At 73.3% G+C, this 20,661-nt stretch carries 17 protein-coding genes; 8 read left to right on the top strand and 9 right to left on the bottom strand.

Going from position 1 to position 20,661, the window contains the following annotated elements; all coding sequences use genetic code 11:
* Positions 1-33: 33 nt before the first annotated feature.
* A complete protein-coding gene (locus tag KBX37_RS10920) occupies positions 34-591 on the bottom strand; it encodes a TetR/AcrR family transcriptional regulator (RefSeq protein ID WP_210775779.1) in 558 nt (185 codons plus the stop codon).
* A gap of 79 nt (positions 592-670) precedes the next feature.
* Here KBX37_RS10920 and KBX37_RS10915 point away from each other — a divergent pair, with 79 nt between their 5' ends.
* The 3 genes from KBX37_RS10915 to KBX37_RS10905 all read left to right on the top strand — a co-directional run bounded on the left by KBX37_RS10915 (position 671) and on the right by KBX37_RS10905 (position 4,988).
* The gene (locus KBX37_RS10915; protein WP_210775807.1) at positions 671-1,192 is read left to right on the top strand and encodes a MarR family winged helix-turn-helix transcriptional regulator; all 522 of its coding nucleotides are present in this window, start codon (positions 671-673) and stop codon (positions 1,190-1,192) included.
* Positions 1,186-2,919: an ABC transporter ATP-binding protein gene (locus KBX37_RS10910; RefSeq protein WP_210775778.1), complete on the top strand. Its 1,734-nt coding sequence runs from the start codon at positions 1,186-1,188 to the stop codon at positions 2,917-2,919. The genes KBX37_RS10915 and KBX37_RS10910 overlap by 7 nt, the downstream gene beginning before the upstream one ends.
* Before the next feature lie 125 nt (positions 2,920-3,044).
* The gene (locus tag KBX37_RS10905; RefSeq protein WP_374103722.1) at positions 3,045-4,988 is read left to right on the top strand and encodes an ABC transporter ATP-binding protein; all 1,944 of its coding nucleotides are present in this window, start codon (positions 3,045-3,047) and stop codon (positions 4,986-4,988) included.
* A gap of 5 nt (positions 4,989-4,993) precedes the next feature.
* Here the strand turns inward: KBX37_RS10905 and thrS are convergent, their stop codons facing one another.
* Positions 4,994-6,235: a threonine--tRNA ligase gene (thrS, locus tag KBX37_RS10900; protein WP_210775777.1), complete on the bottom strand. Its 1,242-nt coding sequence runs from the start codon at positions 6,233-6,235 to the stop codon at positions 4,994-4,996.
* Between the two features lie 526 nt (positions 6,236-6,761).
* Here thrS and KBX37_RS10895 point away from each other — a divergent pair.
* Entirely contained in the window at positions 6,762-7,367 is a 606-nt protein-coding gene (locus KBX37_RS10895; RefSeq protein ID WP_210775776.1) for a DedA family protein, read from the top strand.
* A gap of 413 nt (positions 7,368-7,780) precedes the next feature.
* Positions 7,781-8,443 carry a DUF998 domain-containing protein gene (locus tag KBX37_RS10890; RefSeq protein ID WP_210775775.1) on the top strand — a complete coding sequence of 221 codons (663 nt, stop codon included), beginning with the start codon at positions 7,781-7,783 and terminating at the stop codon, positions 8,441-8,443.
* Here KBX37_RS10890 and KBX37_RS10885 read toward each other — a convergent pair.
* Entirely contained in the window at positions 8,421-9,824 is a 1,404-nt protein-coding gene (locus KBX37_RS10885; protein ID WP_210775774.1) for an NAD(P)H-quinone dehydrogenase, read from the bottom strand. The two genes, KBX37_RS10890 and KBX37_RS10885, sit on opposite strands and share 23 nt — an antisense overlap.
* 106 nt (positions 9,825-9,930) lie before the next feature.
* On the opposite strand from KBX37_RS10885, the gene KBX37_RS10880 reads away from it, so the two are divergent.
* Positions 9,931-10,386 (top strand): gamma-glutamylcyclotransferase, encoded by a 456-nt coding sequence (locus KBX37_RS10880; RefSeq protein WP_154939618.1) that lies wholly within the window; start codon positions 9,931-9,933, stop codon positions 10,384-10,386.
* A gap of 72 nt (positions 10,387-10,458) precedes the next feature.
* On the opposite strand, the gene KBX37_RS10875 is transcribed toward KBX37_RS10880, so the two are convergent.
* From KBX37_RS10875 to KBX37_RS10860, 4 genes are all read right to left on the bottom strand, one after another.
* Complete coding sequence (locus KBX37_RS10875; RefSeq protein ID WP_210775773.1) at positions 10,459-11,421, bottom strand: GNAT family N-acetyltransferase; 963 nt, start codon at positions 11,419-11,421, stop codon at positions 10,459-10,461.
* Between the two features lie 93 nt (positions 11,422-11,514).
* Entirely contained in the window at positions 11,515-12,264 is a 750-nt protein-coding gene (locus KBX37_RS10870; RefSeq protein ID WP_210775805.1) for a hypothetical protein, read from the bottom strand.
* A gap of 31 nt (positions 12,265-12,295) precedes the next feature.
* Positions 12,296-13,249, bottom strand: coding sequence for a hypothetical protein (locus tag KBX37_RS10865; protein ID WP_210775772.1), 954 nt, complete (start codon positions 13,247-13,249; stop codon positions 12,296-12,298).
* Positions 13,250-13,253: 4 nt separating this feature from the next.
* The gene (locus KBX37_RS10860) at positions 13,254-13,883 is read right to left on the bottom strand and encodes an MBL fold metallo-hydrolase (RefSeq protein WP_210775771.1); all 630 of its coding nucleotides are present in this window, start codon (positions 13,881-13,883) and stop codon (positions 13,254-13,256) included.
* A 120-nt stretch (positions 13,884-14,003) separates the two neighbouring features.
* Between KBX37_RS10860 and KBX37_RS10855 the strand changes: the two genes are divergently transcribed.
* Complete coding sequence (locus KBX37_RS10855; protein ID WP_210775770.1) at positions 14,004-14,966, top strand: DUF4349 domain-containing protein; 963 nt, start codon at positions 14,004-14,006, stop codon at positions 14,964-14,966.
* On the opposite strand, the gene KBX37_RS10850 is transcribed toward KBX37_RS10855, so the two are convergent.
* Positions 14,923-16,182: an amidohydrolase gene (locus tag KBX37_RS10850; RefSeq protein ID WP_210775769.1), complete on the bottom strand. Its 1,260-nt coding sequence runs from the start codon at positions 16,180-16,182 to the stop codon at positions 14,923-14,925. The genes KBX37_RS10855 and KBX37_RS10850 overlap by 44 nt on opposite strands.
* Positions 16,183-16,797: 615 nt before the next feature.
* Positions 16,798-18,381 (bottom strand): methylmalonyl-CoA mutase, encoded by a 1,584-nt coding sequence (locus KBX37_RS10845; protein ID WP_210775768.1) that lies wholly within the window; start codon positions 18,379-18,381, stop codon positions 16,798-16,800.
* A gap of 196 nt (positions 18,382-18,577) precedes the next feature.
* Here KBX37_RS10845 and KBX37_RS10840 point away from each other — a divergent pair, with 196 nt between their 5' ends.
* Positions 18,578-20,647 (top strand): serine/threonine-protein kinase, encoded by a 2,070-nt coding sequence (locus KBX37_RS10840; RefSeq protein ID WP_210775767.1) that lies wholly within the window; start codon positions 18,578-18,580, stop codon positions 20,645-20,647.
* Positions 20,648-20,661 lie beyond the last annotated feature (14 nt).

Here is a 20,661-nt window from a genome sequence, read left to right as displayed (position 1 = left end):
ACCGGGGTGGATCATCCCGGGCGGCGGTCGCGGTCACTCGAAGAGGCGGCGGATGACCGCGCGGGCGGTCTGCTCGGGGTCCCGGCCGGCCTCGGGCGGCAGGGCGCCGGCCAGCCAGAGGGTGGCGAACCCGTGCACGATCGACCAGGCGGCCAGGGCGTCCCGGTCGGGCTCGGCGGCGGGCAGGGCGGCCAGTCCGCCGCGCAGCACCGCGCGGGCCCGGTCCCGGGCTGCCCGCACCTCGGCGTCGTCGCCCCGGTAGAGGTCCGGCCGGAACATCACCTCGAAGTGCGCCCGGTGGTCGACGGCGAACCGGACGTACGCCACCCCGATCTCCAGCAGGTCGTCGCCGGCCCCGCGCAGCTCGTCGGCGAGGCGGTCGTACCCCTCGACGGCGAGCGCGGTGAGCAGACCGGCCTTGTCGCCGAAGTGGTGGGCCGGGGCGGCGTGTGACACGCCGGCGCGGCGGGCCAGGTCACGCAGGCTCAGCGCGGCCGGCCCGGACTCCTCGATCGCCTGGACCGCCGCGTCGAGCAGGGCCCGCCGCAGGTCGCCGTGGTGGTAGCCGCGCGTGGTCACGTCGGGCAGCATAACTTGTCAACGACAAGATGCACTGTCGGATATTAGTTTGGCCCCTGACGATCCGGGGGCTAACGTCAGCGCCGTGCACATGGAACCCCTGGCCCGATTCCCGGACGCGCTGCGGAGCGTGCCGATGGGGCGGCTGGTCTCGGTCGCCGGCCACCTGGTCAACCAACGCTGGGGTCGCTACCTGTCCGAACACCACGGCCTCACGACCGCCGGGATGCGGGTGCTGTTCACCCTGTCCCACACCGGCGAGACCACCCACCGGGACGTCGCCGAGCGCTGCTTCGTCCGGCCCGCCACCCTCACCGGGATCGTCGACACCCTGGAGCGCGACGGCTTCGTCGAGCGGCACCGGGCGGGTGCCGACCGCCGTACGGTGCAGCTCGCCCTGACCGACAAGGGACGCGAGCACGTGCAGGCTCTCTTCGACCTGATCCACAGCGACACCCCGCTGACCTCCGTCGACGCCGACCCGGCGAAGAAGGCGGTGATCCGCGAGTTCCTGACGGAGTTGATTGTGACCATGTCCGACGGGGAGGACACCAGGTTGAACCCGGCAGACCAGGAATCCGACGAGGCGAGACCGGGAGACCGCCCGTGCTGATCCGCCTACTGCGCAATCACCTTCGCCCGTACCGCCGGCCGCTGGCCGGGGTGGTGCTGCTCCAGTTCGTCGGCACGATGGCGTCGCTCTACCTGCCGAGCCTCAACGCCGACATCATCGACCGGGGCGTGGCCCGGGGCGACACCGACCTGATCATGCGTACGGGCGGCTGGATGCTGGTGATCAGCCTGCTCCAGATCGTCTGCTCGATCGCCGCGGTGTACCTGGGCGCGCGAACCGCGATGGGGTTCGGGCGGGACGTCCGGGCGGCCATCTTCGGGCACGTCAACCGCTTCTCGGCCCGCGAGGTCGCCCGGTTCGGCGCGCCGTCGCTGATCACCCGCAACACCAACGACGTCCAGCAGGTGCAGATGCTCGTGCTGATGAGCTGCACCATGCTGGTCGCCGCGCCGATCATGTGCGTCGGCGGGGTGGTGATGGCGCTGCGGGAGGACCTCGCGCTCTCCCGGCTGATGCTGGTCTGTGTGCCGGTGCTGGCGATCGCGCTGGGCCTGGTCGTCCGGCGGATGGTGCCGGGATTCCGGGAGATGCAGACCCGGATCGACACGGTCAACCGGGTGCTGCGCGAGCAGATCACCGGCATCCGGGTGATCCGGGCGTTCGTCCGCGAGCCGTACGAGACGGACCGGTTCGGCGTCGCCAACGCCGACCTCACCGCGACGGCGCTGCGGGTCGGCCGACTGATGGCCCTGATCTTCCCGGTGATCATGCTGGTGCTCAACGTCTCCAGCGTCGCGGTGCTCTGGTTCGGCGCGCAGCGGGTCGACGCCGACCAGATGCAGATCGGCGCGCTGACCGCGTTCCTGCAGTACCTGATGCAGATCCTGATGGCCGTCATGATGGCCACCTTCATGCTGATGATGGTGCCGCGCGCGGCGGTCTGCGCCGAGCGGATCGTCGAGGTGCTGGACACCGAGTCGTCGGTGGTGCCGCCGGCCGATCCGCTGATCGCGATGACCAGGCCCGCCGAGCTGGAGCTTCGCCGCGTCGCCTTCCAGTACCCCGGGGCGAGTGCCCCGGTGCTGCACGACATCTCGTTCCGGGCCGGGCCGGGCCGGACCACCGCCATCATCGGGTCCACCGGCGCCGGCAAGACCACCCTGCTCACACTGATCCCCCGGCTGGTCGACCCGACCGCCGGCGCGGTGCTGGTCGACGGGGTGGACGTGCGGCTGCTGGACCCGAACGAGGTGTGGCGCCGGATCGGGCTGGTGCCGCAGCGGCCGTACCTGTTCAGCGGAACGATCGCCAGCAACCTCCGGTACGGCAACCCGGACGCCACCGACGAGGAGCTGTGGCGGGCGCTGGAGATCGCCCAGGCGCGGGACTTCGTGGCCGAGATGCCGGGCGGGCTGGACGCCCCGATCGCCCAGGGCGGCACGAACGTCTCCGGCGGGCAGCGGCAGCGGCTGGCGATCGCCCGGGCGCTGGTCCGCCAGCCGGAGATCTACCTCTTCGACGACTCGTTCTCGGCGCTGGACCTCGGCACCGACGCCCGGCTGCGGGCGGCGCTGCGGCCGGTCACCGCGGACGCGGCCGTGGTGATCGTGGCCCAGCGGGTTTCCACGATCGTCGACGCCGACCAGATCATCGTGCTCGAGGACGGCGGCATCGTCGGCACGGGACGACACGAGGAACTGCTGGAGAGCTGCCCGACGTACGCCGAGATCGTCGCGTCCCAGCAGACGGCGGAGGTGCCGGCGTGAGCAAGCCCGACGAGCGGACCACGCGGGCCGGTGACGGCCGGGCGCCCGTACCCGAGCAGAAGGTCCCGGAGGCACGGACGCCGAAGCGGCTGCCCCCCGGCGGCCAGCGCGGCGGTCCGCCGTGGATGGGCGCCGCGATGCCGGCCGAGAAGTCGATGAACTTCGGTCCGTCGGCCCGGCGCCTGCTCGGCCGGCTGCGGCCACACCGGCTCCAGCTGGCCGCGGTGATCACGCTCGCCGTGGCGAGCATCGGGCTCAGCGTCATCGGGCCGAAGCTCCTCGGCCACGCCACCGACCTGATCTTCAGCGGGGTGATCGGTCGGCAACTGCCCGCCGGGACCACCACGGAGCAGGCCGCGGCGGCGGCCCGGGCCGCCGGCAACGACAACTTCGCCGACATGCTCGCCCGGATGGACGTGGTGCCGGGCGCCGGGGTCGACTTCACCGCCCTCGGCCGGGTGCTCGTCCTGGCCCTGGCGCTCTACCTGGCGGCCAGTGTGCTGATCTGGTGGCAGGGGTGGCTGCTCAACGGGGTGGTGCAGCGGACCGTGCTGCGGCTGCGCGCCGAGGTGGAGGAGAAGCTCCACCGGCTGCCCCTGCCCTACTTCGATCGGCAGCCCCGCGGCGAACTGCTCAGCCGGGTCACCAACGACATCGACAACATCTCGCAGACCCTGTCACAGACGCTCAGCCAGGTGCTCACCTCGCTGCTGACCGTGATCGGCGTGCTGGCGATGATGGTCTGGATCTCGCCGCTGCTCGCGCTGGTCGCCCTGGTCGCGGTGCCGGTGTCGGTGATCGTCACCCAGCGGATCGCCAAGCGGTCGCAGCGCAGGTTCATCGCCCAGTGGCGGCACACCGGTGAGCTGAACGGCCAGATCGAGGAGGCGTACACCGGTCACGAGCTGGTCAAGGTCTTCGGTCGGCAGCGCGAGGTGGAAGCAGCCTTCCACGCGAAGAACGAGGAGCTGTTCCGAGCCAGCTTCGGGGCTCAGTTCATCTCCGGGATCATCATGCCGGCGATGATGTTCGTCGGGAACCTCAGCTACGTCGCGATCGCCGTGGTCGGCGGGCTGCGGGTGGCCTCCGGGACGATGAGCCTCGGCGACGTGCAGGCGTTCATCCAGTACTCGCGGCAGTTCACCCAGCCGCTCACCCAGATCGCCTCGATGGCGAACCTGCTCCAGTCCGGGGTGGCCTCCGCCGAGCGGGTCTTCGCGGTGCTCGACGCCCAGGAGCAGAGCCAGGACAGGGTTGCACCGTCCCGGGTCACCGGCAGGGTCGAGTTCGCACACGTCTCCTTCCGGTACGACCCGGAGAAGCCGCTGATCGACGACCTGTCGCTGGTCGCCGAGCCGGGTCACACCGTGGCGATCGTCGGCCCGACCGGCGCCGGCAAGACCACCCTGGTCAATCTGATCATGCGCTTCTACGAACTGGACGCGGGCTGGATCACCCTCGACCGGGTGGACATCACCAGCATGCCCCGGGACGAGCTGCGCAGCCGGATCGGCATGGTGCTCCAGGACACCTGGCTCTTCGGCGGCACCATCCGGGACAACATCGCCTACGGCCGGCCGGACGCGACCGAGGAGGAGATCCTGGCCGCCGCCCGGGCGACCTTCGTGGACCGCTTCGTGCGCAGCCTCCCGGACGGGTACGACACCGTCATCGACGAGGAGGGCAGCAACGTCAGCGCCGGCGAGAAGCAGCTCATCACGATCGCCCGGGCGTTCCTGGCCGAGCCGTCGCTGCTGATCCTCGACGAGGCCACCAGTTCGGTGGACACCCGCACGGAGGTGCTGCTCCAGCGGGCGATGGCGGCGCTTCGCTCGGACCGGACCAGCTTCGTCATCGCACACCGGCTCTCCACCATCCGCGACGCCGACCTGATCCTGATGATGGAGCACGGCCGGATCGTCGAGCAGGGCACCCACGAGCAGTTGCTCGCCGCGAAGGGGGCGTACCACCGGCTGTACCGGTCGCAGTTCGCCGGCGCGCTGGTGGACGACGAGGACGACGGGGCGGCCCCCCGGACCCGGTCGGTCCAGGGGGCGCTCTCCTCATGACCGGCTCAGGCGGCGGCCGGCAGCAGGTCGGTCGAGCGGGCGGCGACCACCGCCCCGACCAGCCCCAACGCGTCCGCGACGGGCATCGGGGCCACACTCCGGCCATCGCGCAGGCGCAGCGAGACCGACCCGTCGGCCGCCTCCCGGGCGCCCACCACCCCGACGTACGGCACCCGGCGGTGGGCGGCGTCACGGATCCGGGCGCCCAGCGAGCCGCCGGCGTCGACCTCGGCCCGCAGCCCGGCGGCGACCGCCCGGCGGGCGAGTTCGGCCGCCGCCCCCGCCTGCCCGGCGTCGACCGGCAGCAGCACCAGCTGCACCGGGGCGTACCAGGGCGGGAAGGCGCCCTGGTGCACCTCGATCAGGTAGGCGAAGAGCCGTTCCATGCTGCCGACCAGACTGCGGTGCACCATCACCGGCCGCCGCCGGGCGCCGGACGCGTCGGTGTACGACAGGTCGAACCGCTCCGGCTTGTCGAAGTCGAGCTGGACGGTGGAGAGGGTGGACTCCCTGCCGGCGGCGTCGACGATCTGAATGTCGATCTTCGGACCGTAGAAGGCGGCCTCGCCCGGGGCCTCGGTGAAGTCGACCCCGTCGAGCGCCGCGCGCAGCAGTTCCTCGGCCCGCGCCCACTGGGTGTCGTCGCCCACGTACTTCTCCCCCGGCCCGCGCAGCGACAGCCGGAACCCGGCCGGGCGGACGCCGAGTGCGGCGTGCGCCTCGCGGATCAGCCGCAGGATCTCCCGCACCTCCTCGCCGACCTGGTCCAGGGCGCAGAAGTTGTGCGCGTCGTTGAGCGAGATGGCGCGGACCCGGGACAGGCCGCCGAGCACGCCCGACCGCTCCGCCCGGTACATCCCGCCCAGCTCGGCGATGCGCAGCGGCAACTCCCGGTAGGAGCGGCCGCGCGCCCGGTAGACCAGCGCGTGGTGCGGGCAGAGCGCCGGCCGCAGCACGAACTCGTCGTCGGCGCTGAGCCGCAGCGGCGGGAACATGTCGTCGGCGAAGTAGCCGAGGTGCCCGGAGAGCGCGAACAGCTCCCGTTTGCCCAGCGGCGGCGAGTAGACGTGCTGGTAGCCGGCCCGTCGTTCCAGGTCGCGGACGTACTCCTCGACCGCGTGCCGGGCGGCGGCGCCGGCCGGCAGCCAGATCGGCAGCCCGGCGCCGGCGAGCGGGTCGGAGACGAACAGGTCCAGCTCCCGGCCGAGCCTGCGGTGGTCGATCATGTCGCTCTCCTCACGGGTCATGACCCGGAAGCGACCTCGCCACGGACGCCGCGAGGCCCCGGGGCGGATCGCCCCGGGGCCTCGTCGACGTCGAACGTCAGTGCGGCGCGCCGGGGAATCCCGGCGTCGTGGTCACCACCGCGCTGCGCATGCCCCGACGGTACGGTCCCGGCGCGCGGCGGTGCCAGCGCATTTCCGGCTCGCGCCGCCGGCCGCCCGGATGGGCGTCGGGGCGAACTGAGAAGAGGGGCGGGCCGCCGGCACGGGACCTGCCGGCGACCCGCGGCGGCCGGCTCGTCAGGAACGGGGGGCCCGACGCGCGTGCGGCCGCGCGCCGACAACGGTACGCCGAGGAGCGGGGATCCGCCGTCCGCATCCCGCCCGGATTCGACCCGTTCCGCCCGTCACCCCCGACGGAACTGGGTCGTTGTACCCAAGTGGCCCTGTCGTGTCCACCGTCACCACCGGCCGGGCCTGTCCCCGGTGACGGCGGACACGCCGTCAGGCTCGGGGGATCTGATCGGCCTTGACCGGCGAGGTGGCAGTCGTGCTCGAACTTCTCACTGACGTCGCCTCGCCGACGTGGGCGTACGCCGCACTGCTCGGCCTGCTGATCGCCGACGCGTTCGTGCCGGTCATCCCGACCCAGGTCGTGATGATCACCAGCGGCGCGCTGACCGTCTACGGCGGGCTCAGCCTGCCGGTGACCATCGGCGTCGGGGCGCTCGGCGTCTTCGCCGGCGACCTGGCCTGCTACCTGCTGGGCCGCAGCGCCCCCGACCGGCACGCGCCCCGGCACGCCGAGCCGAGCCGGGCCCGCCGGATGGCCGGCCGGGTGACCCGGGGGCTGCGCCAGCCAGGTCCGCTGGTCATCCTGCTCTGCCGGTTCGTGCCCGGCGGCCGGATGGCGGCCTGCTTTTCCGCCGGCCGCAGCAGGTACCCCTACCGGCTCTTCCTCTTCTACGAGGGCGCCGCAGCGACCGGTTGGGCGGCCTACGGCGGACTGGTCGGCCACCTCGGCGGCACGGCGCTGACCGAGTCGGCCTGGCGGCTGGCGCTGATCGCTGCCGCGGCGGCGGCCGGGTTCGCGGCGGCGGGTTGGGCGATGACGCTGGTCAGCGCCCGCACCCGCGGCGAGGTACCCGTCGACTGACGCCCGCCCCACTCCGTCCCGGCGCGACGCCTCGTACCGCGCGCGTCCGTCACGACACGACGCCTCCTACCGCGCGGCGTCCGTCACGACGCGGCGCCTGTACCGCGCGGTGCCCATCACCGTGCGCGTCCGGCACGGCGCGATGCCCGTCACGGCCCGGCGCCCGTCACGACTTAATGCCCGTCACGACGCGGCACCCGCCACGATGGGCTCCTTCCGGCGCTACCAATCTGATGACGTCAACGGATCGCGCGGCGTGAGTCGTTGGTGTCATCAGGTCCGTAGCGTCCAGCGGCAGGGTGGCCCTCCCCACCGGCGGACCGTCGCCCACCGGCACTAGGGGTGGACCCCGGCCGCGATCTCGGTGGGCGTCCCGGATCCGCTTCGGGTCGCTCCGGCGACAGGCTGGCGGCATGCCCACAACCCGGAACCTTGGCCTGGTGGCCCTCGGTGCGATCGCCCTGGCGGCGTTGCTCACCGTGATCGGCCACCTGGAGGTGAACGACGACCTGAACCCCTGGTCGCTGACCGTCAGCGACTTCGCCGTGTCCGACCGGGGCGGCGTCATCGACGTGGCGATGGTCGCGCTCGCGGTCGCCGCCGCCGTGCTGGTCCCCGCCCTGCGCCGCGTCCGCCGGTCCCGGACCGTGGGCGAGCTGCCGCTCGCCCTCGCGGCCGGCGGATTGCTGCTGACCGCGGTGGTGCCCACCAACGAGCCCGGCCTGCCCATGGACGCCGCCGCCTACCTGCACCGGTACGCGTCCGTGGTGACCTTCGTGGCGCTGCCGGTGGGTGGCTGGCTGCTCGCCCGGCGGGACGCCCTGCCCGGGACCGCGCCCTGGCTGCGCGCCCTGGCGCTGGTCAGCCTCGCGCTCGCCGGGGCCATGATCTGGTCGGCCTACCCGGGCGACCGGCTGCTGATCGGGCTCGCCGAGCGGCTGCTGATCCTGGTCGAGGTGGGGCTGCTCGCGGTCGTCGCCACCGCCCTGGTCCGCCGGGGTGGCCGGGGACGGGGCAGCGCCGGGCCGGCGGGCCGGCCCGGCGCCCCGGGGCTCACTCCAGCTCGTGGAGCATGAGCTGGCGGGCGGCCTCGGTGATCGACCCGGACAGCGACGGGTAGATCGTGATGGTCTGGGCCAGCTCGTTGACGGTCAGGTTGTTCTCCACCGCCATGGTGATCGGCAGGATCAGCTCGCTCGCCTTGGGCGCCACCACCACGCCGCCGACCACCTGACCGCTGGCCGGGCGGCAGAACAGCTTCACGAAGCCGTCGGCCAGGTCGTCCATCTTCGCCCGGGCGTTGCCCGACAGCGGCAGCATCACCTGGCGGGCGGGCACCTTGCCGGCGTCCACCTCGTCCTGGGAGACGCCGACCGTGGCCAGCTCCGGGTCGGTGAAGACGTTCGCCGCCACGGTACGCAGCCGCAGCGGCCGGACCGCCTCGCCGAGCGCGTGCCACATCGCGATCCGGCCCTGCATCGCGGCGACGCTGGCCAGCGGCAGCACCCCGGTGCAGTCGCCGGCCGCGTAGATGCCGGGGACGTTGGTCCGCGAGACCCGGTCGACGGTGACGTAACCGCCCCGGGCCAGCTCGACGCCGTACTCCGCCAGCCCCAGGTCGGCGGTGTTGGGGATCGAGCCGACGGCGATCAGCGCGTGCGAGCCGGCCACGAGCCGGCCGTCGGAGAGCTGGACCTCGACGCCGTCGTCGGTACGGCGGACCGCGTCCGCCCGGCAGTTGTTCAGGATGCTCATGCCCCGGTTGCGGAACACCCGCTCGATCGCCATCGCCGCGTCGGCGTCCTCGTGCGGCATGACCCGGTCCCGGCTGGAGACGAGGGTGACCTGGACGCCCATCGCCAGGTAGGCGCTGGCGAACTCCGCGCCGGTGACGCCGGAGCCGACCACGATCAGGTGCTCGGGCAGCTCGGGCAGGTCGTACACCTGCCGCCAGGTCAGGATCCGCTCGCCGTCGGGCACGGCGGTGGGCAACTGGCGCGGGGTGGCGCCGGTGGCGACCAGGACGGTCGACGCGGCGATCGACTGCTCGGCGCCACCGTCGGCCGGGGTGACGATCACCCGGTGGGTGTGACCGAGCGTGTCCTCGCCCAGCCGGGCGGTCCCGGCCACGAAGGTCACCCCGGCCTTGACCAGCTTGGTGTGGATGTCGTCGGACTGGGCCAGGGCGAGCCGCTTCACCCGCTCGTGGACCGCGCGGGCGTCGACGGTGACCGCCTCCAGCCCGTCGGAGTGCACCCCGAACTCCTCGGTGTCCCGGTAGCCGGTGACCACCTGTGAGCTGGCGATGAACGTCTTCGACGGCACACAGTCGGAGAGCACGCAGGCGCCACCGGCCCCCTCGGCCTCCACCACGGTGACGTCGGCGTCCAGCTGCGCGGCGACCAGCGCCGCCTCGTAGCCGGCCGGTCCCCCGCCGATGATCACGATCCGGCTCACAGCGCACGCCCCTCGTCGATGTTCACAGTGACTTTCTTCTCCCGAACGTGTCCGACACGCACCGTCGTATTCTCCCCCACCCGCCCGCCGGGCTATCGTCATCGCCGTGCGTCACTACGCCGCCTACGGCTCAAACCTGGACCCCGCCCGGATGCGCGCCTACTGTCCGCATTCGCCGATGGTGGGCACCGGCTGGCTGGAGGGCTGGCGGCTGACCTTCGCGGGCGAGGACGTGATCGGCTGGGAGGGCTCCGTCAGCACCGTCGTCGAGTCCCCGGGTGACCGGGTCTTCGTGGCGCTGTACGACATCCACCCGTACGACGCCGCGCAGCTCGACGAGATCGAGGGCGTGACCGCCGGCACGTACCGCAAGCTGCACGTCCGCGTCTCGACCCTGGACGGCGACGTCACCGCGTGGGTCTACGTCTTCGACGGGTACGAGGGCGGCCTGCCGACCTCCTGGTACCTGTCCGAGATCGCGAACGCGGCCGAGAAGGCGGGCGCGCCGGACGACTACGTCACCGAGCTGCGGTCCCGCCCCACCGGCACCGCGTCGGCGTAGCGCGTATCGCACGCCTCCAGTCTGCTCCCGACGCCACGGACCGGCACCGCCGGCCCCGGGCGGCGTCGCCCATCACACACCGGCGGCAGGGACGATCCGCTCGTACATGTCGGTCCAGCGCACCTCGGCCAGCCCCACCGAGCGGTAAAGGGTCACCGGGGCGGTCGGGTTGGTCAGGTCCACGCCGAGCCCGGCGGCGGTGCGGCCCTTGGTGGCGTAGACCGTGAAGGCCCGCCACAGCAGCGCCGCGCCCACCCCGCGCCGCCGGTACGCGGGCAGCACCGACAGCGTGCGGACCCAGCCCATGTCCTGATCCAGCGCCTGGTCGGTGGATTGCAGCGCGCCGGCCGGCTCGCCGTCGACCTCGGCCACGAACCACTCGTCCCAGACCTTGCCGGACGCCGGGATCTGCTCCCGCCAACGGTCGAAGCCGACCGGCTCGTAGTCCGGGGTGTCCCGGAAGGCGGTGTCGAAGATCCGGTGGAACAGGCGCAGGTCCGCCTCGTCGTCGGCGCGCAGCGGGCGGACGGTCACCCCCGGCGGGGGCGGTGGCTCGGCGGGGAGCCCGGCCAGCGAGCGGGTCATCCGCACGTACCGCTTGATCCGGGTGAAGCCGGCCTCGGCCAGCTCCGCCGCCCAGCGCGTCTCCGACGGGAAGACGGTGGACCGGACGGTCAGCGCGGGCAGGTCCCGCTCGGCGGCCCGCTCGGCGACCCGGTCGAGCATCCGGGCCAGCAGCGGGGCGCGCAGGTCCACGCCGCGCTCCGGGTCGACGTAGACCTCGACGAAGTCGCGGCCCACCCCGGTCGGGTTGTCCACCGCCGTCCAGGCGACGGCCGTCCCGTCGGGGTCGGTGACCAGCCAGGAGTCGCGGGCGGGGTCGAAGAAGGGGGCGGTCAGCGCGGCCCGGACGTCCTCGGCGTCGAAGTCCGGGTAGCCGACGGCGAAGGTGTCGGCGGCGTGCACCACGGCGAGGATGGCGGGGACGTCGTCGAGGGTGGGGCGGCGGGCGGTCCAACCGGCGGGAAGCGTCACGGCGCGATCCTGGCAGGGCGGGCGGGTCCCGCGCCGCCGGTTTTTTCCGCCGGGTGGTCGACCGCCCGCCTGAGGCCCGGACACCGGCGGCGGTCAGCGGGCGGGGGCCCCGGCCAGCAGGACCCGGGTGGCGGTAAGCAGTTCCACCAGCTCCGCGCCCTCCCCGGGGCGCAAGGTGCGGAAGGCGGTGGAGGTCAACCGGTCGGTCATCGCCTCGGCCCAGAGCCGCCGCCGCACCAGCGGGCCGACCGGCGGGTACGGCGGCGACCAGCCGCAGGCCGACGCGCCGGCCTCCCCCTCCGGCCCGGCGAGCACCGCCTCCAGCGGGGTCATCCCGGCCGCCCGGACCGCCAGCAGGTACGCCCCGGTGAAGTGCTCGCGGAGCAGCAGCAGCGCCACAGCGGCGCGGGCGCCGGCGGCGTGCTGCGGCACCGGCATCGCCCGCCAGGCGGCGAAGAGCGGCATCCCGGTGGCGTCCGCCGCGGCGACCACCCGCTCCAGCAGCACGGCCAGCCGGGGCGTCCCGGGCAGGTCGTCCAGGTGCTGGGCGCCCCAACGGCAGCACTCGGCGAGGTTGGCGTTGGCCACCTCCAGCGGACGGACCACCCGGGCGGCGGCGTCCCAGCCGTCGGCGACCGCGTCCGGGGCGATGAAGCCGACCGCGGCGGCGACGGTCTCCGCGCGGACGTCGCCGAGCGCGCCGGCCCGCCCGGTGATGTAGAAGGCCCAGCCGGAGATGCCCAGCAGCCGTGCCCGGCGCAGCGTCCCCGGGCAGCGGCTGAACAACTCACCCAGTTCGAGCACGGCGGGCTTGCTGGCGGCTGCCACCTGTTCCGGCGTCATCCCGACCGCCCGCTGCACGCATCCATCGCGCTCAGTGTGCCTCGCCGTCGCCGGTGGCGACATCCTCCTCTTCGGCGTCCAGCGCCTCGATCGCCGCCTCCACCTCGCCGGTACGGCGACGCGCGGCGGTGAGCGACCGTTCGGCGGCCCGGCGGGCCAGTTTGGACCGGCTCAGCTCCTGCTCGGCGGCGGCCCGGCGACGCTCCAGTTCGGCCAGTTCGGCTTCGATCTCCTCGAGCGCGGTGCCGCCGTCCCGCTCGGCCGCCGCCGCGCCGTCGAGGTCCTTCTCCGCCCGACCCTGATCGGTACGCGCCGCCGCCAGCTCCCGTTCCAGCGCCCGGCGCCGTTTCGCGCGCTCGGCCCGGGCGGCCCGCTCCGCCGCCCGCTCGTCGCGCGCCCGGCGGTCCCCGGCCCGCTCCGCCGCCCGCTCCGCCGCCCGGTCCGGTGCCCGTGGCGGCTCCTCCGCCCCGCCGGTGACCAGCCGCAGCTGCGGCCGGGGCACCTCGCCGAAACCGGCGTAGTGGGCGGCCCGCAGCAGGGTGCCGGCACGGACCTGCTCGGCCACCTCGGCATCGGCGAGCGCCGCGTTGAGGGTGGCCTCCACCTCGCCCAGCGGCAGCTTCCCGGCGGACGGGGCGTCCGGGTTGCGGGCCGCGATCCGGCGCACCTCGGCGACCAGGGCGGCGACGACCGCGCGCCGCTGGGCGGAGAGCTCGCGCAGCTTCGGCCCCTTCAGGTCGCGCTGGGCGGTGCGCAGCGCGTCGGCGAGCTGGGCCAGGTCGGCGACCAGTTCGGGGCGTTCGAGGGCGAGCAGGTTGACCAGCCAGGCCGCCACGGTGGGGCGCTTGAGCCGGGCGATCTGGCGGGCGCCGGCGGCGTCACCGGCCCGGCGGGCCTCGGCGACGGCGGCGTCCCGGGCGGCGACGAACCGGTCCGGGGGCGTGCGGTACAGCCGCTGGACCAGGTCGGAGGGGAGCGCGGGCACGGCTTCAGGCGTCGATCCGGCTGCCCGGTTCCAGCCTGCGGTAGTCGGTCCCGGACAGGGCCGTGTACTGCCGGTCGAGCACGGCGAGCCCGTTGTCGTTGAGGTAACCGTCGTGCAGGGCGTACGCGCGGCGCGGCGCGACCGCCCGGATGAAGTCGAGCACCTCGGAGAACTTCGACCAGGGCGCGTGGATCGGCGCGAAGAGGGTGTCCACCTGGACGTCGTCCGGCACGAACAGCGCGTCTCCCGGATGGTAGACGACGTCGTTGAACAGGTATCCGATGTTCTCCACGACCGGGATGTCGGGGTGGATGACGGCGTGCCGGCCACCGTGGGCGCGGACCGGCACGCCGGCGGCGGTGAAGGACTCCCCGGGGGTGACCACGGTCAGCACCTCAGCGGCGTCACCCAGGACGCCGGCGAGCGAGGCCGGGCCGTGGACGGTGAACGGGCGGCGGTCCAGCGCCCGGGTCAGCGCCTCCACGTTCACGTGGTCCGGGTGCTCGTGGGTGATCAGCACCGCATCCACCCCGTCCAACGCCGCCGGCTCGCTGACCACGCCGGGGTCGACGACGAGCACCCCGCCGTCGTGCTGCAGCCGTAGGCAGGAGTGGGAGTACTTGGTGAGCTGCATATGTGACTCCTCGATTATCGAATCGTGACGTCCTCAGCGCAGTCTGCCGGAACCGGCGCGGTGTCGCGTCGCGTCCGAGCTATCGCCCCGGGACCGGGGTAGTCAGAGGACGGAGCGGGGATGGACAGACAGACGACACGACGCCGGGGCAGGGCGCTGGCGGCGCTGGGGCTGGCGGCGTTGCTGCTGGCCGGTTGCGGAGCGGCGGACCGCTCGACCTCGACGGGCGACTCGGCGGCCGAGGCCCCGGCCGGCGGAGCGCCGGCGGGTGGGGCGGCCGAGCAGGGCAAGGCCGGCGCGGGCGCGCCGGACCTGCGGGTGGACCAGCGATCGATCATCTACACCGGAACGATGCGGGTGCAGGTGGACGACGTCGAGGGGGCCGCCCGTCGGGCGGTTGCCGCGGTGGTCGCGGCCGGCGGGTTCGTCGGCGGCGACAACCGGCGCAGCGTGGCCGCCGACGCCGAGGCGGAACTGGAGCTGCGGGTGCCGGCGGCGAAGTTCACCGCGCTCATCGACGAGCTGGCGACGTACGGCAAGCAGCAGCGCCGGGGGGTGAAGACGCAGGACGTCACCGAGGAGACGGTCGACCTGGACGCTCGGATCGCCACCCAGCGGGCCAGGGTGGAGAGTGCCCGCAAGCTGCTGTCCCGGGCCACCTCGATCCCCGAGCTGGTGTCGCTGGAGGACGAGGTGTCCCGGCGGGAGGCCGACCTCGCCTCGCTGGAGGCGAAGAAGCGCCGGCTGGCCGACCTGACCGCGCTCTCCACCATCACGGTGACGTTCGTCGGGATGGACGCCTCGACGGCCGAGGAGGAGACCGAGACGGGCTTCATGGTCGGGCTGCGCGGCGGCTGGAAGGTCTTCGTGGCCTCGATGACCATCCTGCTGACCGTGCTCGGGGCGGTGCTGCCCTGGCTGCTGGCGTTCGGCGTACCCCTGGTGGTGTTCCTGGCGGTGCTGCGTCGGCGGCGTCGGGGGCGGCCCGCGCCACCGGCACCGCCCACCACGCCGGTCGGCACGCCGCGTCCGCCGGCGCCTACCGCGCCGCCGCCAGTGCCCGCAGCGCGGTCTGGACCATGAGGCGCACCCCGGCGGGGATGGCCCGCTCGTCGACGTCGAACGACGCCCGGTGCAGGTCCACGTTGGGCCCGGACCGGCCGACGCCGAGGCGGGCCAGCGCGCCGGGGACGTACTCCAGGTACCAGGAGAAGTCCTCGCCGCCCATGCTCTGCGGCGTCTCGGCGATCCCCTCGGGGCCGAGCGCTGCGGCGGTGGCGGCGGTGAGGACCCCGATGGCGCGGGCGTCGTTGCTCACCGGCGGACGGCCGCGCAGGTATTCCAGGTCGACCGTGGCGCCGGTGGGCGCGATGACGTCCCGGACCACCTGAGCGACGATCTTGGGAGCCAGCTCCCAGGTGTCGCGGTCCATCACCCGCAGGGTGCCCGAGGCGCACGCCTCGGACGGGATGACGTTGTACCGGGTGCCGGCCGAGGCGTGGCCGAACACCAGCAGCAGCCCGCTGTTGGCCGGCACCCGCCGACTGACCAGCGCCGGCACCTCGGTGACCAGCCGGCCGAGCGCGTCGACCAGGTCGACCGTCAGGTGCGGCCGGGCGGTGTGCCCGCCCGGGCCGGTGAGCCGGACGGTGACGTTGTCGGCGGCGGCGGTGATCGGGCCGACCCGCAGGCCCACCTTGCCCACCGGCAGGTTGGGGTCGCAGTGCACGGCGAAGATCTGGACCACGTCCTCCAGGCCGCCGGCCTCGATGACCTCCAGCGAACCGCAGGGCAGGATCTCCTCGGCCGGCTGGAAGATCAGCCGCACCCGGCCGTCGAGCTGGCCGGCGTCGGCGAGCTGGGCCAGCAGCATGCCGACGCCGAGCATCACCGTGGTGTGCACGTCATGGCCGCACGCGTGGCAGACGCCCTCCACCGTGGACCTGTACGACACGTCCTTGACGTCGGTCAGCGGCAGCGCGTCGATGTCGGCGCGCAGCGCGATGACCGGCCCGTCGGGGCGGCCGTCGATGTCGCAGATGACCCCGTTGCCCTTGGGCAGCAGCCGCGGGTGCAGGCCGGCCAGGGAGAGCTCCCGCGCGATCAGCGCCGCCGTCTCGAACTCCTCGCCGGAGAGCTCCGGGTGGGAGTGGAGGTGGCGACGGGTGGCGATGAGGCCGGGTACCCGCAGGGCGAGCAGATGGTCGAGCTCGTAGGGCAGGGGCTGGGACCCGGATGGCGCCTCCGGCCAGGACGACGCCAGCTGGCTGCCGTTCGGCAGCGTCAACGCACTCGTCACGTCGAATTCTCGATCACTAGGAATGGACGGATCATCGGGGAGGACAGCAGACAGCCTAGACCTCCGACGGTGACGCTGGGCAACCTCGTTACGGTAGTGATCGGACCGCACAGCGTCACGTAAGCCCTGGTGAGAGGGCTCGAATATCTGCGGGACAGCAGGTAGATCGCGTTCGAACGCCGTCATCTGCCCCACACCTCCTACAACGCGTAACCGATTGGGCGGTCGCGAAATCGGCGTCGATCCGGGGCCGTCGTTCCGAATTGTCGCATTAGTCGCCGCAATTAACTGCCGCTCGGACAATTAACCGACGACAGCTGGCGACCAGGCGACTCCCGACGGTGACACGGTCGTCCCGCGCGCGGCCGGACACGCTGTCCGTCCCGTTCACCGTCCGGGTTACCCAGGAACCCACGCGGCACACGCCCCGCCCGGAAGGCCACGCTGCCCGGGCGCCCACGGGAGCCTCGAGGAACTCCGTGCCGCACCGGGTACCTGCACCGACCGTAGCTCCGGCGGGGCACCCCTGACGACCCCTGTCGGCCCCGACCGCAGACGACGGCGGCCCCCGCCGGCACCCGGGGGCACCGGCGGAGGCCGCCGTTCACGCGCTGGTCAGAAGCGGTCGCTGGGCTGGTACCTCCCCCAGACCTGGCGCAGCGTCCCGCAGACCTCGCCGACCGTGGCCCGGGCCCGCAGCGCGTCCTTCATCGGGTAGAGCACGTTCTCGGTGCCCTCGGCCGCGGCGCGCAGCTCCGCCAGGGCCCGCTCCACCGCGCCGTTGTCCCGCTCGGCGCGCAGCTTCGCCAGCCGAGACGCCTGGGCCGCCTCGATCGCCGGGTCCACCCGCAGCGGCTCGTACGGCTCCTCCTCGTCGACGGTGAACCGGTTGAGGCCGACGACCACCCGCTCGCCCGAGTCGATCTCCTGGGCGATCCGGTACGCGGACTGCTCGATCTCGCGCTTCTGGAAACCCGCCTCGATGGCGTCCACCGCCGAGCCGTGGTCGGCCACCCGGTCCATCAGCTCCACCGCCGCCGCCTCGATCTCGGCGGTCATCGCCTCCACCACGTACGACCCGGCGAACGGGTCCACGGTGGCGGTCAGGTCCGTCTCGTACGCCAGCACCTGCTGGGTCCGCAGCGCCAGCCGGGCCGCCTTCTCGGTGGGCAGCGCGATCGCCTCGTCGAAGCTGTTGGTGTGCAGCGACTGGGTGCCGCCGAGCACCGCGCCCAGCCCCTGCACCGCGACCCGGACCAGGTTGACCTCCGGCTGCTGGGCGGTGAGCTGCACGCCGGCGGTCTGGGTGTGGAAGCGCAGCATCATCGACTTCGGGTCCTTGGCGCCGAAGTCGTCGCGCATCAGCCGAGCCCAGATCCGTCGGGCGGCGCGGAACTTCGCCACCTCCTCCAGCAGCGTCGTGCGGGCGACGAAGAAGAACGACAGCCGGGGCGCGAAGTCGTCCACGGCCAGTCCGGCCTCCAGCGCGGCGCGGACGTACTCGACGCCGTTGGCCAGGGTGAACGCGATCTCCTGCGCGGGCGTCGCGCCGGCCTCGGCCATGTGGTAGCCGGAGATGGAGATGGTGTTCCACTTCGGCACCTCCTTGCGGCAGTAGCCGAACGTGTCGGCCACCAGCCGCAGCGAGGGCTTCGGCGGGAAGATGTACGTCCCCCGGGCGATGTACTCCTTGAGGATGTCGTTCTGGATGGTGCCGTTGAGCGCGGAGCCGGCGACCCCGGTTTCCTCGGCGACGAGCTGGTAGAGCAGCAGCAGCACCGAGCCCGGCGCGTTGATGGTCATCGAGGTGGAGACCTTGTCCAGCGGGATGCCGTCGAAGAGCATCCGCATGTCCTCGATCGAGTCGATGGCCACCCCGACCTTGCCCACCTCGCCGTGCGCGATCGGGTCGTCGGAGTCGTAGCCCATCTGGGTGGGCAGGTCGAAGGCGACCGACAGCCCCATCGTGCCGGCCCGCAGCAGCTGGTGGTAGCGGGCGTTGGACTCGGTGGCGGTGCCGAAGCCGGCGTACTGCCGCATGGTCCACGGGCGGGACGTGTACATGGTGGGGTAGACCCCACGGGTGTACGGATACTCCCCCGGGCCGCCCAGCCGGGTCTCCAGCTCCTCGGGGAGGTCGGCCGCCGTGTAGACGCCCTTGATCGGGAAACCGGACTCGCTGGACCGCCGTTCGCTCATCACCGGATGGTAGGACGCGCGAGCGTGTCGATGGGTGAGGGATAGCGCACACCCCGGTCGACGGCAGGTGAGCGCGCGGGCACGTACGGTCCGGTAGGCAAAGGAGCGCCGCGTCGGGTTTCGCATCGGGCGTCGGAACCAGCAAGATAGGGGGGTTGTGTCCCAGCCCCCCTCGATATCCCCCGGTGGCTTTTCTGTGACTCAGATCCCGACGTGGAGCGGCGGACCGGTCAGTCCTCCCAACGGACGCGCTGCACCCGGCACGATCATCGGTGGCCGCTACTCGCTGCGGTCCGCGGTGGGCAACGGCGGCATGGGCACGGTCTGGCGTGCCACCGACACGCTGCTGCGGCGCGACGTGGCGGTCAAGGAGGTCGTCCTGCCCCCGGGGCTGGCCCCCAGCGACCGTGACTCGATGTACGAGCGCACCCTGCGCGAGGCCCGCGCCGCCGCGGCCATCCAGCACCCGGCCGTGGTCCAGGTGTACGACGTGGTCACCGAGGGTGGCCGGCCGTGGATCGTGATGGAGCTGCTGGACGCGCGCAGCCTCGCCGACATGGTGATCGAGGACGGGCCGGTCGCGCCCCGCGCCGTCGCCAAGATCGGCATCGCGCTGCTCGGCGCGCTGGAGGTGGCGCACGCCAACGGTGTGCTGCACCGCGACGTGAAGCCGGCCAACGTGCTGATCTGCACCGACGGCCGCTGCGTGCTGACCGACTTCGGGGTGGCCCGGATGCCCACCGACGTCCAGCTCACCACCCCCGGGATGGTGCTCGGCTCGCCGCACTTCATCTCCCCCGAGCGGGCCATGGGCCAGGAGTTCGGCCCGCCGAGCGACCTGTTCTCCCTCGGCGTGACGCTCTACACCGCCGTGGAGGGCCGGCCGCCGTTCGACAAGGGCGACCCGATCGAGACCATGCACTCCGTGGTCGAGGACCCGCCGGCCACGCCGCAGCGCAGCGGGCCGCTGACCCGGGTCCTGATGGGCCTGCTGGAGAAGGACCCGGGCCGCCGCCTCGACGTGCACACCGCCCGGGCGATGCTCCGCGAGCTGCTCGCCGGGCCGCTGACCAGCACCGCCACCGCGGTCAACTCGGTCACCGACCCGTACGCGGTGGTCCCGGTGCAGCGCCCGTCGACGCCGCCCCCGGCGGCCGAGCCGGAGCCGAAGCCCAGCGGGCAGATCGGCGGCCGGGCCATGCTGGCTCCCGACGAGTCGCTGACCGACCGGCTGGCCGCGCTGCGCCGGGGCGAGCGGCCGAGCCCGGCCGCGTCCGCCGCCGGGCTCGACGACACCAGCGCCGACGCGCTGGCCGGCCCGCTGCACACCCCGACCGGCGCGATGCCGTCGGCGGGCCGCCCGCCGGGCACCACGTACGGCGGGGCGCCGGAGGCCACCCAGCGGTTCAGCACCGGGCACCCGGACGCGACCCAGCGCATCGGCGGCCACCCGGACGTGACCCAGCGCATCGGCGGTGGGCGCTCCGACGCCACCCAGCGGATCGGCGGCCACCCCGACGCGACCCAGCCGGTCTACGGCGGGGGCCAGTGGTCGGTGCCGGGCACCGGCCAGTCGTGGACCTCACCGACGACCGCGCCGGCCGGGGCCACCGGCGGTGGCGCGCTCGACAAGGTCCGGGGCACCGGCGGCAAACTGGTCGCCACCGTGCAGGGCTGGCCCCGCAAGCTCCAGCTCGCGGCGGCCGGCGGCCTGGCGGTGGTGCTGCTGATCGGCATGATCGTGATGTTCAGCGGCGGCGACGAGAAGCCCACCACCCCGCAGCAGGCCCAGCCGTCCACGCCCGCCGCGGCCGGGCCGCTGCCGCAGATGCAGGAGCACAGCGGCAAGGGCATTCGGGTGCTGGTGCCCAAGGGTTGGGAGCGCAAGAGCGCCGGCGACTGGGTGGACTACGTCGACCCGCAGGACAGCGGCCGGAAGGTCCGAATCCTCGCGGAGAAGTGGAGCGGCACGCCGGCGCGCTGGGCGGAGGTGGCCGAGACCGGCCTGCGCACCCGCTCCAAGTCCTGCGTGAAGCCGTACGAGCAGATCGCGATGACCGAGCCGGAGCTGGCCGGGCAGCCGGCCGCCGAACTGGAGTACACCTGCGGCGACGGTGAGGCCAAGCGGCACGGCGTGTGGCGGGGCGTGGTAAACGACGGCAAGGTCTACTCGTTCTACCTCTCCGCCACCGACACCAAGTTCGCCGAGAGCAAGCCGATCTTCGACGAGATGGTGAAGTCGTTCCAGCTCACGGCGGCCGGCTGAGTCGAGGCCACCGG

This window comes from Micromonospora sp. U56 (assembly GCF_018070095.1).
In the GTDB taxonomy this organism is placed as follows: Bacteria; Actinomycetota; Actinomycetes; order Mycobacteriales; family Micromonosporaceae; genus Micromonospora; species Micromonospora purpureochromogenes.
The sequence above is the reverse complement of the archived record's forward strand: the minus strand, read 5'-3'. Positions and strand labels throughout refer to the sequence as shown.

Coding starts and splice junctions, on each gene's coding strand:
- KBX37_RS10920 (WP_210775779.1), bottom strand. CDS start 591: ATGCTGCCCGACGTGACCACGCGCGGCTACCACCACGGCGACCTGCGG.
- KBX37_RS10915 (WP_210775807.1), top strand. CDS start 671: ATGGAACCCCTGGCCCGATTCCCGGACGCGCTGCGGAGCGTGCCGATG.
- KBX37_RS10905 (WP_374103722.1), top strand. CDS start 3,045: ATGGGCGCCGCGATGCCGGCCGAGAAGTCGATGAACTTCGGTCCGTCG.
- thrS (WP_210775777.1), bottom strand. CDS start 6,235: ATGACCCGTGAGGAGAGCGACATGATCGACCACCGCAGGCTCGGCCGG.
- KBX37_RS10890 (WP_210775775.1), top strand. CDS start 7,781: ATGCCCACAACCCGGAACCTTGGCCTGGTGGCCCTCGGTGCGATCGCC.
- KBX37_RS10870 (WP_210775805.1), bottom strand. CDS start 12,264: ATGACGCCGGAACAGGTGGCAGCCGCCAGCAAGCCCGCCGTGCTCGAA.
- KBX37_RS10860 (WP_210775771.1), bottom strand. CDS start 13,883: ATGCAGCTCACCAAGTACTCCCACTCCTGCCTACGGCTGCAGCACGAC.
- KBX37_RS10855 (WP_210775770.1), top strand. CDS start 14,004: ATGGACAGACAGACGACACGACGCCGGGGCAGGGCGCTGGCGGCGCTG.
- KBX37_RS10845 (WP_210775768.1), bottom strand. CDS start 18,381: ATGAGCGAACGGCGGTCCAGCGAGTCCGGTTTCCCGATCAAGGGCGTC.